Raw genomic sequence first — 14,607 nt, forward strand, 5'->3', positions numbered from 1 at the left:
TTTCCAGGGGCGCGGGGAACTGCGCGACCAGCCACAACGCACCCGCAGCCGCGACACGACTGTCACCCACCGCCCCGGTAGGCACCCCACCCACCCGCGGTAGGCGCCCACCCGCCGTAGGCAGCGGGGCCTTGGGGCGCAGCCCCCAGTTTCGGGAAGGGGCGGGGCTGGGGAATTCCTCGACAAGCCACAACGCACCCGCAGTCGCCAACGGACCGAACTCACCCCCCGGTAAGCACCCCGCCCAACCGCCGGAGGCAACTCGCTAGAGTCGTAACCGCGATGCACAAAACCCTGATCGTCACCAACGACTTCCCGCCCAGACCCGGCGGCATCCAGGCCTTCCTGCACAACATGGCGCTACGCCTGGACTCCGACCAACTCGTCGTCTACGCGTCCACGTGGAAACGCGGACGCGCCGGCATCGAGGCGACCGCCGCCTTCGACGCCGAGCAGCCCTTCACCGTCGTACGCGACCGCACGACGATGCTGCTGCCGACGCCGGCCGTCACCCGGCGGGCGGCAGGGCTGCTGCGCGGGCACGGCTGCACTTCGGTGTGGTTCGGAGCGGCGGCCCCGCTCGGCCTGATGGCGCCCGCGCTGCGCAAAGCCGGCGCCGAGCGCCTCGTCGCCACCACGCACGGCCACGAGGCAGGCTGGGCCCAGCTGCCCGCCTCGCGCCAACTCCTGCGCCGTATCGGCGAGTCCACGGACACGATCACCTACCTCGGCGAGTACACCCGCTCACGGATCGCCACCGCCCTCACGCCCGCGGCCGCGGGCCGTATGGTCCAACTGCCGCCCGGTGTCGACGAGAAGACCTTTCACCCTGGTTCGGGCGGAGACGCCGTACGGGCCCGGCTCGGGCTCACCGACCGCCCGGTGGTCGTCTGCGTCTCGCGGCTCGTCCGGCGCAAGGGGCAGGACACGCTCATCCTCGCCATGCCGCGCATCCTCGCGAAGGAGCCGGACGCCGTCCTGCTGATCGTCGGCGGTGGCCCGTACGAGAAGGAGCTGCGCAGGCTCGCCTACGAGACCGGGGTCGCCGACTCCGTGCACTTCACCGGGGCCGTGCCCTGGGCCGAGCTGCCTGCCCACTTCGGCGCGGGCGATGTCTTCGCCATGCCCTGCCGGACCCGCCGGGGCGGGCTCGACGTGGAGGGTCTGGGCATCGTCTACCTGGAGGCCTCAGCAACGGGCCTGCCGGTCGTCGCCGGCGATTCCGGCGGTGCGCCGGACGCGGTGCTGGACGGCGAGACGGGCTGGGTCGTCCGCGGCGGTTCCCCCGAGGCGGCAGCCGACCGCATCACCACCCTCCTCGGCGACGCGGAGCTGCGTCGTCGGATGGGGGAGCGGGGGCGGCAGTGGGTCGAGGAGACGTGGCGCTGGGATCTGCTGGCGGAGAAATTGCGGACGTTGCTGTAGCGCGAGCCCTAGGCGGAACCGGATAATCCGCACATGCTGCGCACATGACAGTAAAACTGATGCAGCATCAGCTGACAAGACGTCAGGTCTTGGGCATGGTCGCCCTCCAGACCGCCGCCGCGTCCGGTCTCACCCGCATCGGTCTGCAGTCGGCGTCGGCCGCCGAACCCGCCGCCGTCGACAACGCTCCCGCCATCGTGATCGGCTCGGGATACGGCGGCGCCGTCGCCGCCCTCCGTCTCGGTCAGGCCGGCATCCGCACGATCGTCCTCGAGATGGGCCGGCTGTGGAACACGCCGGGCCCCGACGGCAAGGTCTTCTGCTCCACGGCCGCCCCGGACCAGCGGTCCATGTGGTTCCGCACGCGTACCGAGGCACCGCTCGCCACCTTCCTGTGGCTGGACGTCGTCAACCGGGACATCAGCCGGTACCCCGGCGTCCTGGACCGTGTGCGCTTCGCCAACATGTCCGTGTTCGTCGGGCGGGGAGTCGGAGGCGGTTCGCTCGTCAACGGTGGCATGGCGGTCACCCCGCTCCGGTCGTACTTCACCGAGCAGTTCCCCACCGTGGACGCGGATGAGATGTACGGGACGTACTTCCCGCGCGCCCGGTCCGTGCTCGGCGTCAACTCCGTCGATCCCGCCTGGTTCGAGTCGACCGAGTGGTACCGGTTCACACGTGTGTCCCGTAAGCACGCGCAGAACACCGGTCTGCGGACCACGTTCGTGCCGAGCGTCTACGACTTCGGCCATATGCAGCGCGAGGCCGCCGGTACCGCGACGAGGTCGGCACTCGCCCAGGAGGTGATCTACGGCAACAACCACGGCAAACGCAGCCTGGACAAGACGTACCTGGCCTCGGCGCTGGGGACGGGGAACGTGACCATCCACACGATGGAGAAGGTGCGCGGGATCGAGCGGGCCGCCGACGGCACGTACGTCCTGACCGCCGACCGCATCGACGCCACGGGCACGGTCGTCGAGACCAAGCAGTACGGCTGCACGTACCTCTTCCTCGGCGGCGGCAGCCTCGGCACCACCGAACTCCTCGTCCGCGCCCGGGAGACGGGGACGCTTCCTGCACTGGACGCGAGCGTCGGCAGCGGCTGGGGGACCAACGGGAACGTGATGCTCGGGCGGGCCAACCACCTGTGGGACACCGTCGGGGCCAACCAGTCCACCATGCCCGTCATGGCCATCGACGACTGGGCCAACACCGCCAACCCCGTCTTCGCCGAGATCGCCCCGCTGCCCACGGGCCTCGAGCACTGGGTCAGCCTCTACCTGGCGCTCACCAAGAACCCGCAGCGGGCGTCGTTCTCGTACGACAGCGGCACCGGCGGCGTGCGGCTCGGCTGGACGGCCGCCCAGAGCGCGGTCTCCGTCTCCATGGCCAAGAAGCTGTTCGACCGGATCAACTCGGCGAACTCGACGATCTACCGGTACGACCTGTTCGGCTCACCCAGCAAGATCTTCGCCGACGACTTCACGTACCACCCGCTCGGCGGCTGTGTGCTGGGCAGGGCGACCGACAACTACGGCCGGGTGAAGGGGTATTCGAAGCTGTACGTCACCGACGGCTCGCTCGTGCCCGGCTCGATCGGAGTGAACCCGCTCGTGACGATCACCGCGCTCGCCGAACGCACGATGGCGCGGGTCCTCGCCGAGGACACCGCGCCATGAGCCGTCGTACGACCGGGGTCGGCTACTTCTGGTACAGCGCCTCGATCTGGTCCGCGTAGTCCTTCGCCACCACGTTCCGCTTGAGCTTCAGGGACGGCGTCAGGTGGCCCGAATCCTCCGTGAACTGGGAGGACAGAATGCGGAACTTCCGCACCGATTCCGCCTTCGACACCGCGGCGTTGCCGTCGTCGACCGCCGACTGGATCGCGGCCAGCAGGTCCGCGTCCTCGTGCAGCGACGCCGCGGTGGAACCCTCCGGCTTGCCGTGGTCGGCGCACCAGCGGCCCAGGAACTCCTCGTCGATGGTGACCAGCGCGCCCACGAACGGGCGGCCGTCGCCGACGACCATGCACTCCGCGACCAGCGCATGGGCGCGGATACGGTCCTCGATCACGGCCGGAGCGACGTTCTTGCCGCCCGCGGTGACGATGATCTCCTTCTTGCGGCCGGTGATCCTGAGGTAGCCGTCCTCGTCGAGCGTGCCGATGTCCCCGGTGTGGAACCAGCCGTCGGCCAGCGCCTCCTCGGTGGCGCCCTCGTTGTTCCAGTACCCCTTGAACAGGTGTTCGCCGTGCAGCAGTACCTCGCCGTCGTCCGCTATCCGGATCACGGAGCCGGGCAGCGGCTGGCCGACCGTACCGATCTTCTGCCGGTCCCAGGGGTTGAAGGCCGTGGCCGCGCAGGACTCGGTCAGCCCGTAGCCCTCCAGGACCGTGAAGCCGATGCCGCGGAAGAAGTGCCCGAGCCGCTCGCCGAGGGGGGCGCCGCCGGAGATCGCGTACTCGCCCTTGCCGCCGAGCACGGCCCGCAGCTTGCTGTAGACGAGCTTGTCGAACGTCTTGTGCTTGATCTTCAGGCCGAGCGACGGGCCCGACGGGGTGTCCAGCGCCTTGCTGTACGCGATCGCCGTGTCCGACGCCTTGTCGAAGATCTTGCCCTTGCCGTCCGCCTGCGCCTTGGCGCGCGCCGAGTTGTAGACCTTCTCGAAGACCCGCGGCACACCGAGGATCAGCGTCGGCCGGAACGAGGCCAGTTCGTCCGTGAGGTTCTTGATGTCCGGGACGGTGCCCAGCTTGATCGGCGCCATCATCGGCGCGACCTGCACGAGCCGCCCGAAGACATGGGCGAGCGGCAGGAAGAGGAGGACCGAGCACTCGCCCGTACGGAACAGGGGCCGCAGCCGCTCCACGATGTTGCCGCACTCCGCGAAGAAACTGCGGTGGGTGAGCACACAGCCCTTGGGGCGGCCGGTGGTTCCGGAGGTGTAGACAATCGTCGCAGGGTCGTCCGCCTTGGCGCGCGAACTGCGCTCCTCGACCGTCTCGTCGGCGACGGCCTTGCCCGCGCGGCCCAACTCCTCGATGCCGCCCGCCTCGATCTGCCAGACGTGCTTCAGCTCGGGCAGCCGGTCGCGCACCGACTCGACGGACGCGGCGTGGGTGTCCAACTCCACGATGCAGGCGGTCGCGCCCGAGTCACCGAGGATCCACTGCACCTGCTCCGGCGAACTCGTCTCGTACACCGGCACGGTGACCGCGCCCGCGCTCCAGATCGCGAAGTCCAGCAGCGTCCACTCGTAGCGCGTACGGGACATCAGGCCGACCCGGTCGCCGGGCTGCACCCCCGACGCGATCAGGCCCTTGGCGGCGGCCTGCACCTCGGCGAGGAACACGGTCGCGGTGACATCCGTCCAACTGCCGCCCACCTTGCGGGCGATGACCGCGACATCCGGATGCTGCGCGGCGTTTCTGCGGACGATGTCGGTCAGATTGCCGTCCGCAGGGACCTCGTACAAAGCCGGAAGGCTGAACTCGCGCAAGACTGCTGCTCCTCATAGGGCGCCGACGCCACGACCTCGTGTGTTGCGACGGAGCGGTCCAAGGCTCGGGCGGGCACTCGGGGATTCAGTTGTTGAAACCCTGAGTACACGGGACTGCCCGGAGGTTACCCGTCGGTACCACTTCTGCGACAGGGGCCCGGGGGAGATGTTCCCCGCGTCACAACGGCGTCACGCGTCCGGACCTTTCCCGGACGAGCGTAATCGAGTATGGGACGCCCCGCGAAGTCACCGCAGGTCCGGCCACGTCTGCACACCTTGTCTACACACCTTTGCTCCACGCGCTTACCCTTGATCGCCATGGCAGGCACTCAAGGCGGCACCCCCAGGACGCGGATCCACGTCGTCAGTGACGTCCATGGAAACGCCCGTGACCTGGCCAGAGCCGGAACCGGCGCGGACGCCCTGATCTGTCTCGGCGACCTCGTTCTCTTCCTCGACTACGCCGACCACTCGCGCGGTATCTTCCCCGACCTGTTCGGCACCGAGAACGCGGACCGCATCGTCGAGTTGCGCACCGCCCGCCGCTACGAGGAGGCGCGCGAGTTCGGCAACCGGCTCTGGGCGGGTGTCGACCGCGGCTCGGCCATCGAGAAGGCCATACGCAAGCAGTACGCCGAGCTGTTCGCCGCCTTTCCCACGCCGACGTACGCCACGTACGGCAATGTCGACATGCCGACCTTGTGGTCCGAATACGCCGGCCCCGGCACCACCGTGCTCGACGGGCAGCGCGTCGAGATCGGCGGCTGGACCTTCGGCTTCGTCGGCGGGGGCCTGCGCTCGCCGATGCGCACGCCGTACGAGATCAGCGACGAGGAGTACGCGGCCAAGATCGAGGCCCTCGGCGAGGTGGACGTCCTGTGCACGCACATCCCGCCGGAGGTCCCCGAGCTCGTCTACGACACGGTGGCGCGGCGCTTCGAACGGGGCAGCCGGGCGCTGCTGGACGCGATCCGGAAGACCCGCCCGCGGTACTCCCTCTTCGGGCACGTCCACCAGCCGCTGGTGCGGCGGATGCGCCTTGGGGCGACCGAGTGCGTCAACGTCGGGCACTTCGCGGGATCGGGAAAGCCGTGGGTTCTGGAGTGGTGATGTCCGAAGTGGTGACGTCCTGGGACTCCCGGCGACGGGTGGCCTGCCGTCACGCGGTAGCCTTCACGCTGCATCCGCAGGTAGAACCTCAGGAACGTTGAGAAACACCCCTCTTTGTCCGGACCGCATCTGGAGGAGCCACAGCGATGGCGGAACACACCAGCTCGAGTATCACGATCGAGGCGGCACCGGCCGACGTCATGGGGGTGATCGCCGACTTCGCGCGCTACCCGGACTGGACCGGCGAGGTGAAGGAGGCCGAGGTCCTGGCCAGCGACGACCAGGGCCGCGCCGAGCAGGTACGCCTGGTCATGGACGCCGGCGCCATCAAGGACGACCAGGTCCTGGCCTATACCTGGACCGGCCCCCACGAGGTCTCCTGGACCCTGGTCAAGTCCCAGATGCTCCGCTCCCTGGACGGGTCGTACATCCTGAAGCCGGCGGGCGCGGGCTCCACCGAGGTCACCTACAAACTGACGGTGGACGTCAAGATCCCCATGCTCGGCATGATCAAGCGCAAGGCGGAGAAGGTCATCATCGACAGGGCGTTGGCGGGCCTGAAGAAGAGGGTGGAGACGGGCGGCGAGTAGCCGCCCGGGCTGTGGGCGGCCGCGCCGCACCGCTGTGACCGCTGCGGGCAGCCCGCCGCTACCGCTGCCCGCTGTGGGCAATCGTTCCGCGCCGGCGGAACGGGTGGGCACAGCACACCAGTACCGGGTGCAGTCATAGCAAGGCTCAACGATAAGTAACCCCGAGCGGAGCGCATGCGCACAGTCCTAGTCACCGGCCCCGGCGGCTCCGGCCGCACGACCATCGCCGCGGCCACGGCACTAAAAGCCGCCCGCCAGGGCACAAAAACCCTGCTCCTGAGCGCAGACCGCACAGACACCCCCGGCGCCGCCCTGGGCCGGCCCACCGCCCCAACCCCCGCGGTGGCGGACCCGAACCTGACAACCTGGCGCCCAGACGCCGGCGAGGACTTCCGCGAAGACCTCCTGGCCTTCCAGGAGAGGGCCGCCTCCGCCCTGGACCTGCTCGGCGCCACCCGCCTGGACGCGGAGGAACTCACCCCCCTCCCCGGCGCCGAAGAACTCGCCCTCCTCCGCGCCCTCCGCGACGCGGCAACGGCAGACACGTACGACCTCCTGATCGTCGACCTGCCCCCCACCCCCCACGCGCTGGCCCTCCTCGCCCTCCCCGAGCAACTGCGCCGCTACCTCAGCCGCCTGCTCCCCGCCGAGCGCCAAGCGGCCCGCGCCCTGCGGCCCGTACTCGGCCGCCTTGCCGGCGTCCCGATGCCCGCGGACCGGCTGTACGACACGGCCGCCCGCTGGGACCTCGAACTCGCCGCGGTGGAGGCGGTGTTGGCGGACCGGTCGACGACCGTACGGCTGGTCGCCGAGCCCGGCCCGGCCGGCACCGACGCCGTACGCACCGCCACCACCGGCCTCGCCCTGCGCGGACTGCGCCCCGACGCCCTGATCGCGAACCGCGTCCTGCCCGAATCGTCCCCCGACACCTGGCTCGCGGGCCTCGCGGCCCAGCAGCGCAAGGCCTTGGACGAGTGGCGGGGCACGTACGAGGTGTGTGAGGTGCCGCACCTCGGCCGCGATCCGCGCGGACCCGACGACCTCACCGCGCTGCCCGTGCCCGGCGCGGGCCCGGCCCCGCGCCCGGTCGAGTGGACGATGACCGACCGGCTCTCCGCGGACGGCGTGATCGTCTGGCACATCCCGCTGCCCGGTGCGGTACGGGACGACCTCGAGCTCATCCGGCGCGGCGACGAACTCGTCGTCACCGTCGGCCCGTTCCACCGCATCGTCCCGCTCCCCTCGGCCCTCTGCCGCTGCACCGTGCACGGCGCCGCCCTGCGCGACGGCGAGCTGCGCATCCGTTTCGCACCGGACCCGGAGCTGTGGCCGCGGGGAACGTGACGGTGGCTGCGGGGAACGTGACGGTGGCTTCGGTACGTTGACTGAGTTGGCCGGGTTGGCCGAGTACGTGCCCGTACGGGATTCTTGGCCGCCGGAGACGGTGAACGGCACATCCCGTTCGGGTAACGTCGAGAGACACAGAGCCAATGCTTGGAGTCCGCCATGAGCGATGAGCGCCCCACGTCCGACGCCGCGGAGGACGCCCTCGAGAAGGCGCACGGCAGCGAGGTGCGAGCGACCGACGCCGACGCCTGGGCGACGGCGTGCGCGGAGGACCTGGCCGCGGAGAAGGCCCGCCGCCGCGCCCAGTACGGCCCGCCTCCCGGCTCGGCCGGCGAGGAACTGCGCAAGTTCTTCGACACCGTCACCGACCGGCTGTCCGGACTGCAGTCGCCGCTGCTCGGCGCCGTGGCCGGCGGTGCCGCCCAGCAGATGGTGAACCAGGTCGTGCAGCAGGCCAAGGCCGCCGTCGAGCCCGTGATCGAGCGCAACCCCGACCTCTTCGACCACCTGGCCGCGGCCGGCAACGAACTCCTCGCCGCCTACCGCTCCGCCGTCGAGTCCCAGGAGCGACGCTGGACCCAGGACCAGCCCCCGCACCGCCCTGACGAGGACTCCGGTCCCGGGGAGCACATCGACCTGGACTGAAATCCCCCGGACGCCCTGCAATCCCCGGAGGCCCTGCCGTCGGCTTCCCGCCTGTCCGGCGGGCGGACGACGGGAAGCCGACGGCAGGCCCTCGGATAAGGTTGGCCGTAGCGGGGCTCGACCGAAACTGAGGGATTCATGGGACTCACCATCGGCGTCGACATCGGCGGCACGAAGATCGCGGCCGGCGTGGTCGACGAGGAAGGCAACATCCTCTCGACCCACAAGGTGCCGACTCCGGGCACGCCCGAGGCCATCGTGGACGCCATCGCCTCCGCCGTCGAGGGCGCCCGTGCCGGACACGAGATCGTCGGCGTGGGCATCGGCGCCGCAGGGTACGTCAACCGGCAGCGTTCCACGGTCTATTTCGCGCCGAACATCGACTGGCGCCAGGAGCCGCTGAAGGACGAGGTCGAGCGCCGGGTGGGCCTGCCGGTCGTCGTGGAGAACGACGCCAACGCGGCCGCCTGGGGCGAGTACAAGTTCGGCGGGGGCAAGGGCCACCGCAACGTCATCTGCATCACGCTCGGCACCGGCCTGGGCGGCGGCATCATCATCGGCAACAAGCTCCGTCGCGGCCACTTCGGCGTCGCCGCCGAGTTCGGCCATATCCGGGTTGTGCCGGACGGCCTCCTCTGCGGCTGCGGCAGCCAGGGCTGCTGGGAGCAGTACGCCTCCGGCCGCGCCCTCGTCCGCTACGCGAAGCAGCGCGCCAACGCCACGCCGGAAAACGCCGAGATCCTCCTCTCCCTGGGCGACGGAACCCCCGAGGGCATCGAGGGGAAGCACATCTCGATGGCGGCACGACAAGGCGACCCGGTAGCCGTGGACTCCTACCGCGAACTCGCCCGCTGGGCAGGCGCAGGCCTGGCAGACCTGGCCTCCCTCTTCGACCCCTCCGCCTTCATCGTCGGCGGCGGCCTCTCAGACGAGGGCGAACTGGTCCTGGACCCCATCCGCAAGTCGTACAAGAGGTGGCTCGTCGGCGGAAACTGGCGCCCAGTAGCCGACGTAATCGCCGCACAGCTAGGCAACAAGGCGGGCTTGGTAGGCGCAGCAGACCTGGCGAGGGAGCCGGACCCGATCATGTAACGCAGGGTTCAGGGGAGCCGCTCCGTAAGGGGCGCGGGGCTGTGTCGATTTGCGGCTCCGCCGCGTGGGCGCGACCAGCCACGCTCAGCTTGCAGGCGAACCCGCGCTCCACCGCCGGTAGGGGCGCGGCGAACTGCGCGACAAGCCACAGACAACCGTCAGTCGCCCACAACCCCCGCTCCCCGAGCTATTAGGCGCCCCCACCCGCGGTCCAACCGTAAATTGACCGCATGCCAACGCCGCCGCTCCCAACCTCCCACACCGAACCCGACGGTTCAGCCGTCATCCGAGTCCTCAGCTACAACATCCGCTCCATGCGCGACGACACCGAGGCGCTGGCCCGAGTCATCCGCGCCTGCGCCCCGGACCTCGTACTGGTCCAAGAAGCCCCCCGCTTCTTCCGCTGGCGGAAAAAACTGGCCCGCCTGGCCGCAGCGTCGGGCCAGGTGATCCTCTCCGGCGGGGCCACCGCATCAGGCCCCGCCCTCCTCTCCTCCCTCCGGGCAACAGTCGAGCGCAGCGAGGACGTACTCCTGCCCCTCACTCCCGGCCTCCACCGCCGCGGCTTCGCCACCGCGGTCGTACGGTTCGGAGCCGCCCGCCTCGGCGTACTGAGCTGCCACCTCTCGCTGCAGAAGGACGAACGCCACGAGCAGGGCGGCATGCTCCTCGACCGCCTGGCCGCACTCGAAGCGCCGTACGCGATCGCAGGCGGCGACGTGAACGAACGCCCCGGCGGCCGTACGTTCAAACGCCTCGCCACCGAACTCCAGGACTGCTGGGCGGTCGCCCCCTGGGGCGGCGAGTACACCTCCACGCCCACCGCCCCGCATCAGCGGATCGACGCCCTCTTCGCCACCGACGGCATCGAAGTCCTGGGCTGCGGCGTCCCCTTGGGGCAACCGGGCGTCACGGAAACAGACTTGAGGGCGGCCACGGACCATCTGCCCGTACTGGCCGCCCTCAGAGTGCCCGCCCACAAGTAAGAGCGCGGACCGCGGTCACACCACCGCGCCGCGCCCCGGATCATCGTCCTCGTCCTCGTCGCCCGGATGCATCCGCAGGACCAGCGTGCCGAAGCCGCCCACGAAGCCGCCGATGCCGAGCGTGGCCAGCCACCAGGTCATGTGCCAGTCGAACAGCACGGCGAGCAGCAGCAGAAGGGGGCCGCCGAGCACGGCGAGCCAGGCGAACTTGGCCGTGGTGTCCGCGGCGGGCAGCGGCGGCGGCTCGGGCGGTACGAAGTGGCCCTCGTCGTCCGCGTCGAAGTCCTCCTCGGAGGGCTCCGGCGCCTGGTAGTCACGCGGGCCCCCGACCCCGGGCGGGAAGGCGACGGAGCTGCCGAGCGGCTTCTCGCCGGCGGGCTTGTCGTCCCCCTTTCTGAAGTCCGCCTTCTTGCCGGCCGTCGACTGATCGTCCCTCGTATCGCCGTCGGAACCCTCGGACGCCTCCGAGCCCCTGGGCCTCTCCTTGGTGTCCCCGGGCCGCTCGGAGTCGGTGCCGTCCGGCTCGTCCGGGCCCTTCGCGTCGTTCGTCTCGGACTCCAGCAGTGCCAGGTCCTCGACCGACTTGAAGGGCTTGGCGCCGGGCGGGTCCGGCGGTTCCTCGCCGTACCCGGCGACGATCGCAGCCCAGGCCGCGGCCTCGTCGAACGACGGCCCCTGTTCCTCGCCGGGCGGCGCGTCCTTCTCCTCGGGCTCGCGGTCCGCGTCGTGCTCAGCCACCAGTGGCCGTCCCTTCCTGCTGACCCACCTGACCTGCCTGACCTGACTGGTCCATCCGAACCGCGTCGGGCTGCTTGCCGGCTTCCGGCGCCAGCCGCTCGACGAAGGCGAAGCTCTCCTCGAAAATACGGTCCGCGTCGTGGTCCAACGTCGCGACGTGGTAGCTCTGTTCCAGCACGATCTCCTGTACGTCCGTGGAGGACACCCGGCTCAGCACCCGCGCCGAGTCGGCCGGCGGCACCACGTGGTCCTGGACGCTGTGCAGAAGCAGCAGCGGCTGCGTGACCTGCGGAAGCTCGCCGTCGACCAGCCGGAAGAAGTTCCGCAACGAGTGCGCCGCGTGCAGCGGAACCTTGTCGTAGCCGATCTCGACGCTGCCCTCCTTGGCGATGTCGCTGGCGATCCCCTTCGTCGTACGGACGACATGGCGGGCCAGCGGAAGGGCGTACGCGGACAGCCCGTGCACCTTGTTCGCCGGGTTGACGACGACGATCCCGCTCACCGCGTCCCCGTGCTTCGCGGCCAGCCGCAGGGCCAGCGCGCCGCCCATGGAGAGTCCGCAGACGAAGACCCGGGAGCAGCGCTCACGCAGGGCGCGCAGCTCGCGGTCCACCTCCGCGTACCAGTCCTGCCAGCCGGTGAGCTGCATGTCCTCCCAGCGTGTGCCGTGTCCGGGCAGCAGGGGCAGCGAGACGGTCAGACCGCGCTCGGCGAGATACTCCGCCCAGGGGCGCAGCGACTGCGGGGAACCCGTGAAGCCGTGACAGAGAAGGACGCCGACCTCTCCGCCGTCGTGGCGGTACGGTTCGGCTCCAGGAAGGACCGGCACCTTCGGTCTCCTGTTCGTCTGAAGGGGCGTACAAAGGGACGTACCAAGGAATGTCTCAAAGGGTGTTCAGGGGCGTTCAGGGGTGTTCATCCGACAGGGGCGACAAGACGATCACCCCGAGACTTCGAGGTGTACTTCACCGTACGCGACGGCACTGACACCGACCAGGGCCGTCGGGTCCTTTGACAGTGCTCCGGGTTAGGGTCTGATCCACGGACACAGGAGGCAGTCGGGTGATCTATGGCGCGATGAAGGTTGCCGTCGGAGGGCCTCTGAAGCTCGCCTTCAGGCCCTGGGTGGAAGGCCTCGAGCACGTACCCGCGGAGGGCCCCGCGATACTGGCGAGCAACCACCTGTCGTTCTCGGACTCCTTCTTCCTGCCCGCAGTCCTCGACCGCAAGGTCACCTTCATCGCGAAGGCCGAGTACTTCACGACGCCCGGCATCAAGGGTCGTATGACAGCCGCCTTCTTCAAGGGCGTCGGACAGCTTCCGGTGGACCGTTCCGGAGCCCGTGGCGCGGGACAGGCGGCCATCAAGAGCGGCCTCGACGTTCTCGAGCGCGGAGAGCTGTTCGGCATTTATCCCGAGGGCACGCGCTCACCCGACGGCCGCCTCTACCGGGGCAAGCCCGGCGGCCTCGCGCGCGTGGCGCTCGCCAGCGGGGCGCCGGTCATCCCGGTCGCCATGATCGACACCGAGAAGATCCAGCCGCCCGGCAAGGTCGTCCCGAAGCTGATGCGCCCGGGGATCCGCATCGGGAAGCCGCTGGACTTCAGCAGGTACCAGGGCATGGAGCACGACCGGTTCGTACTGCGGGCCCTGACCGACGAGGTCATGTACGAGATCATGAGGCTCTCCGGCCAGGAGTACGTCGACATCTACGCGACCGCCGCCAAACGGCAGCTCGCGGAGGCGGCGAAGGCGGAGAAACAGGCGCAGAGGCAGGCAGGGCAGGCACGTAAGGAACAGGACGCCGAGAAGGCAGCCGAACAGGAAGCGGGCGGACAGGAAACGGACAAGGCGGCCGGGAAGGAACGGTCCGGGTCCTAGGCGCGTCCGTCTGGGGTGGGTTGTCGTCAAGGTCAAGGGGGGCGGGGGACATGGCCAAGCGCGAGCGAGTCATGAGGATGTCGGTCGAGCAGCCGCTGTGGCGCGCGCTCTCGGCCTACCGCGTACTGACGATGTGCTACGCGATCGGGCTCTTCGTCAGCGCCTATGACGAGTTCCCCCGGCCGGAAGTGGCCATCGCCTTCCTCTCGGTGCTCTTCGTGTGGACGCTGGCGACGCTGCCCAAGGTGGCCAACGAGGCGAGCTGCACCAAGCGGTTCCTGGCCGCCGACCTGACCGTGGCGCTCACCGGCATTCTGCTCACCCCGGTCGCGGACTCCCACGACCGGATCGTCACCGGTGGGCCGACGCTGCCGTCGATATGGACCGCCGGCTCGGTCCTGGCGTTCGCGATCAAGGGCGGCTGGCGCTGGGCGGCCTTCGCATCGACGCTTGTAGGCATCGCGAACGTCGTCCAGCGCGGAGCACTCAGCCAGGACACCCTCCACAACGTGCTGCTCGTCTGGGTAGCCTCCATCGCCATCGGATACGTAGTCGAGGTCGCCCGAGCCTCCGAACGCACCCTCGCGCGCGCCCTGGAGATCGAGGCCACGACGCGAGAGCGCGAGCGCCTGGCCCGCGACATCCACGACAGCGTCCTCCAGGTCCTCGCGATGGTGCAGCGCCGCGGCTCGGCGCTGGGCGGCGATGCGGCGGAACTGGGCCGTATGGCAGGCGAGCAGGAGGTAGCCCTGCGCACCCTGGTCTCCGGCGGCCTCCCGCCCTCCCGCGTCTCGGAGGACGCGACACAGGGAGCCCTGGTACGCGCGATCGACGAACCCGAAGAGTCAGACGAGACCGAGGACGCCCCCCGCGACCTCCGCGCCCTGCTGACCCCGTACGCCACCGCGAAGGTCACCTTCTCCGAACCCGGCGCCCCCGTCCTCCTGCCCCCCTCCACGGCAAAGGAACTGGCGGCAGCGGTAGGAGCCGCCCTGGACAACGTCCACCGCCACGCAGGCGAAACAGTCCGAGCCTGGATCCTGATCGAGGACGAACCAGACGCAGTGATCGTCACAGTCCGAGACGACGGCCCCGGCATCCCAGAGGGCCGCCTGGCCCAGGCCGAGGGAGAGGGCCGCATGGGCGTAGCCCTCTCGATCAGAGGCCGCCTAAGAGACATAGGCGGCACAGCAGAACTGATCTCAATACCCGGGCAAGGCACGGAAGTAGAACTAAGGGCACCGAAAAGTCGACGTGAGGATGTCGCGCCCTGAAGGGGCGCGGGGCTGTAT

At 69.9% G+C, this 14,607-nt stretch carries 13 protein-coding genes; 10 read left to right on the forward strand and 3 right to left on the reverse strand.

The window, feature by feature from the left end:
* Positions 1–282 precede the first annotated feature (282 nt).
* Both OHT21_RS34825 and OHT21_RS34830 read left to right on the forward strand, forming a co-directional pair.
* On the forward strand, positions 283–1,425 hold the full coding sequence (locus OHT21_RS34825; protein WP_328772233.1) for a glycosyltransferase family 4 protein: 1,143 nt from the start codon (positions 283–285) through the stop codon (positions 1,423–1,425).
* Between the two features lie 95 nt (positions 1,426–1,520).
* Positions 1,521–3,107 (forward strand): GMC oxidoreductase, encoded by a 1,587-nt coding sequence (locus OHT21_RS34830; RefSeq protein ID WP_328774340.1) that lies wholly within the window; start codon positions 1,521–1,523, stop codon positions 3,105–3,107.
* A 22-nt stretch (positions 3,108–3,129) separates the two neighbouring features.
* Here the strand turns inward: OHT21_RS34830 and OHT21_RS34835 are convergent, their stop codons facing one another.
* The gene (locus OHT21_RS34835; RefSeq protein ID WP_328772234.1) at positions 3,130–4,926 is read right to left on the reverse strand and encodes an AMP-dependent synthetase/ligase; all 1,797 of its coding nucleotides are present in this window, start codon (positions 4,924–4,926) and stop codon (positions 3,130–3,132) included.
* 318 nt (positions 4,927–5,244) lie between these two features.
* Between OHT21_RS34835 and OHT21_RS34840 the strand changes: the two genes are divergently transcribed.
* The 6 genes from OHT21_RS34840 to OHT21_RS34865 all read left to right on the forward strand — a co-directional run bounded on the left by OHT21_RS34840 (position 5,245) and on the right by OHT21_RS34865 (position 10,696).
* Entirely contained in the window at positions 5,245–6,036 is a 792-nt protein-coding gene (locus OHT21_RS34840; RefSeq protein ID WP_328772235.1) for a metallophosphoesterase family protein, read from the forward strand.
* A 146-nt stretch (positions 6,037–6,182) separates the two neighbouring features.
* A complete protein-coding gene (locus tag OHT21_RS34845) occupies positions 6,183–6,626 on the forward strand; it encodes an SRPBCC family protein (protein WP_328772236.1) in 444 nt (147 codons plus the stop codon).
* Between the two features lie 174 nt (positions 6,627–6,800).
* Positions 6,801–7,970: an ArsA family ATPase gene (locus OHT21_RS34850; RefSeq protein ID WP_328772237.1), complete on the forward strand. Its 1,170-nt coding sequence runs from the start codon at positions 6,801–6,803 to the stop codon at positions 7,968–7,970.
* A 162-nt stretch (positions 7,971–8,132) separates the two neighbouring features.
* Positions 8,133–8,618: a DUF5304 domain-containing protein gene (locus tag OHT21_RS34855; protein WP_328772238.1), complete on the forward strand. Its 486-nt coding sequence runs from the start codon at positions 8,133–8,135 to the stop codon at positions 8,616–8,618.
* Positions 8,619–8,756: 138 nt separating this feature from the next.
* Complete coding sequence (locus OHT21_RS34860) at positions 8,757–9,710, forward strand: ROK family glucokinase (RefSeq protein WP_189321210.1); 954 nt, start codon at positions 8,757–8,759, stop codon at positions 9,708–9,710.
* 230 nt (positions 9,711–9,940) lie between these two features.
* Positions 9,941–10,696 carry an endonuclease/exonuclease/phosphatase family protein gene (locus OHT21_RS34865; RefSeq protein WP_328772239.1) on the forward strand — a complete coding sequence of 252 codons (756 nt, stop codon included), beginning with the start codon at positions 9,941–9,943 and terminating at the stop codon, positions 10,694–10,696.
* 15 nt (positions 10,697–10,711) lie between these two features.
* Here OHT21_RS34865 and OHT21_RS34870 read toward each other — a convergent pair whose 3' ends face one another.
* Both OHT21_RS34870 and OHT21_RS34875 read right to left on the reverse strand, forming a co-directional pair.
* Complete coding sequence (locus tag OHT21_RS34870; RefSeq protein ID WP_328772240.1) at positions 10,712–11,434, reverse strand: hypothetical protein; 723 nt, start codon at positions 11,432–11,434, stop codon at positions 10,712–10,714.
* The gene (locus OHT21_RS34875; protein WP_328772241.1) at positions 11,427–12,263 is read right to left on the reverse strand and encodes an alpha/beta hydrolase; all 837 of its coding nucleotides are present in this window, start codon (positions 12,261–12,263) and stop codon (positions 11,427–11,429) included. Before OHT21_RS34875 ends, OHT21_RS34870 begins: the two co-directional genes overlap by 8 nt.
* A gap of 248 nt (positions 12,264–12,511) precedes the next feature.
* Here OHT21_RS34875 and OHT21_RS34880 point away from each other — a divergent pair, with 248 nt between their 5' ends.
* Together OHT21_RS34880 and macS are read left to right on the forward strand one after the other, a co-directional pair.
* Positions 12,512–13,315, forward strand: a complete 804-nt coding sequence (locus OHT21_RS34880) for a lysophospholipid acyltransferase family protein (protein WP_328774341.1) — start codon at positions 12,512–12,514, stop codon at positions 13,313–13,315.
* Positions 13,316–13,365: 50 nt separating this feature from the next.
* Positions 13,366–14,589, forward strand: a complete 1,224-nt coding sequence (gene macS / locus OHT21_RS34885) for a MacS family sensor histidine kinase (RefSeq protein ID WP_328772242.1) — start codon at positions 13,366–13,368, stop codon at positions 14,587–14,589.
* Positions 14,590–14,607: the final 18 nt, after the last annotated feature.

Source organism: Streptomyces sp. NBC_00286, from assembly GCF_036173125.1.
Lineage (GTDB): Bacteria > Actinomycetota > Actinomycetes > Streptomycetales > Streptomycetaceae > Streptomyces.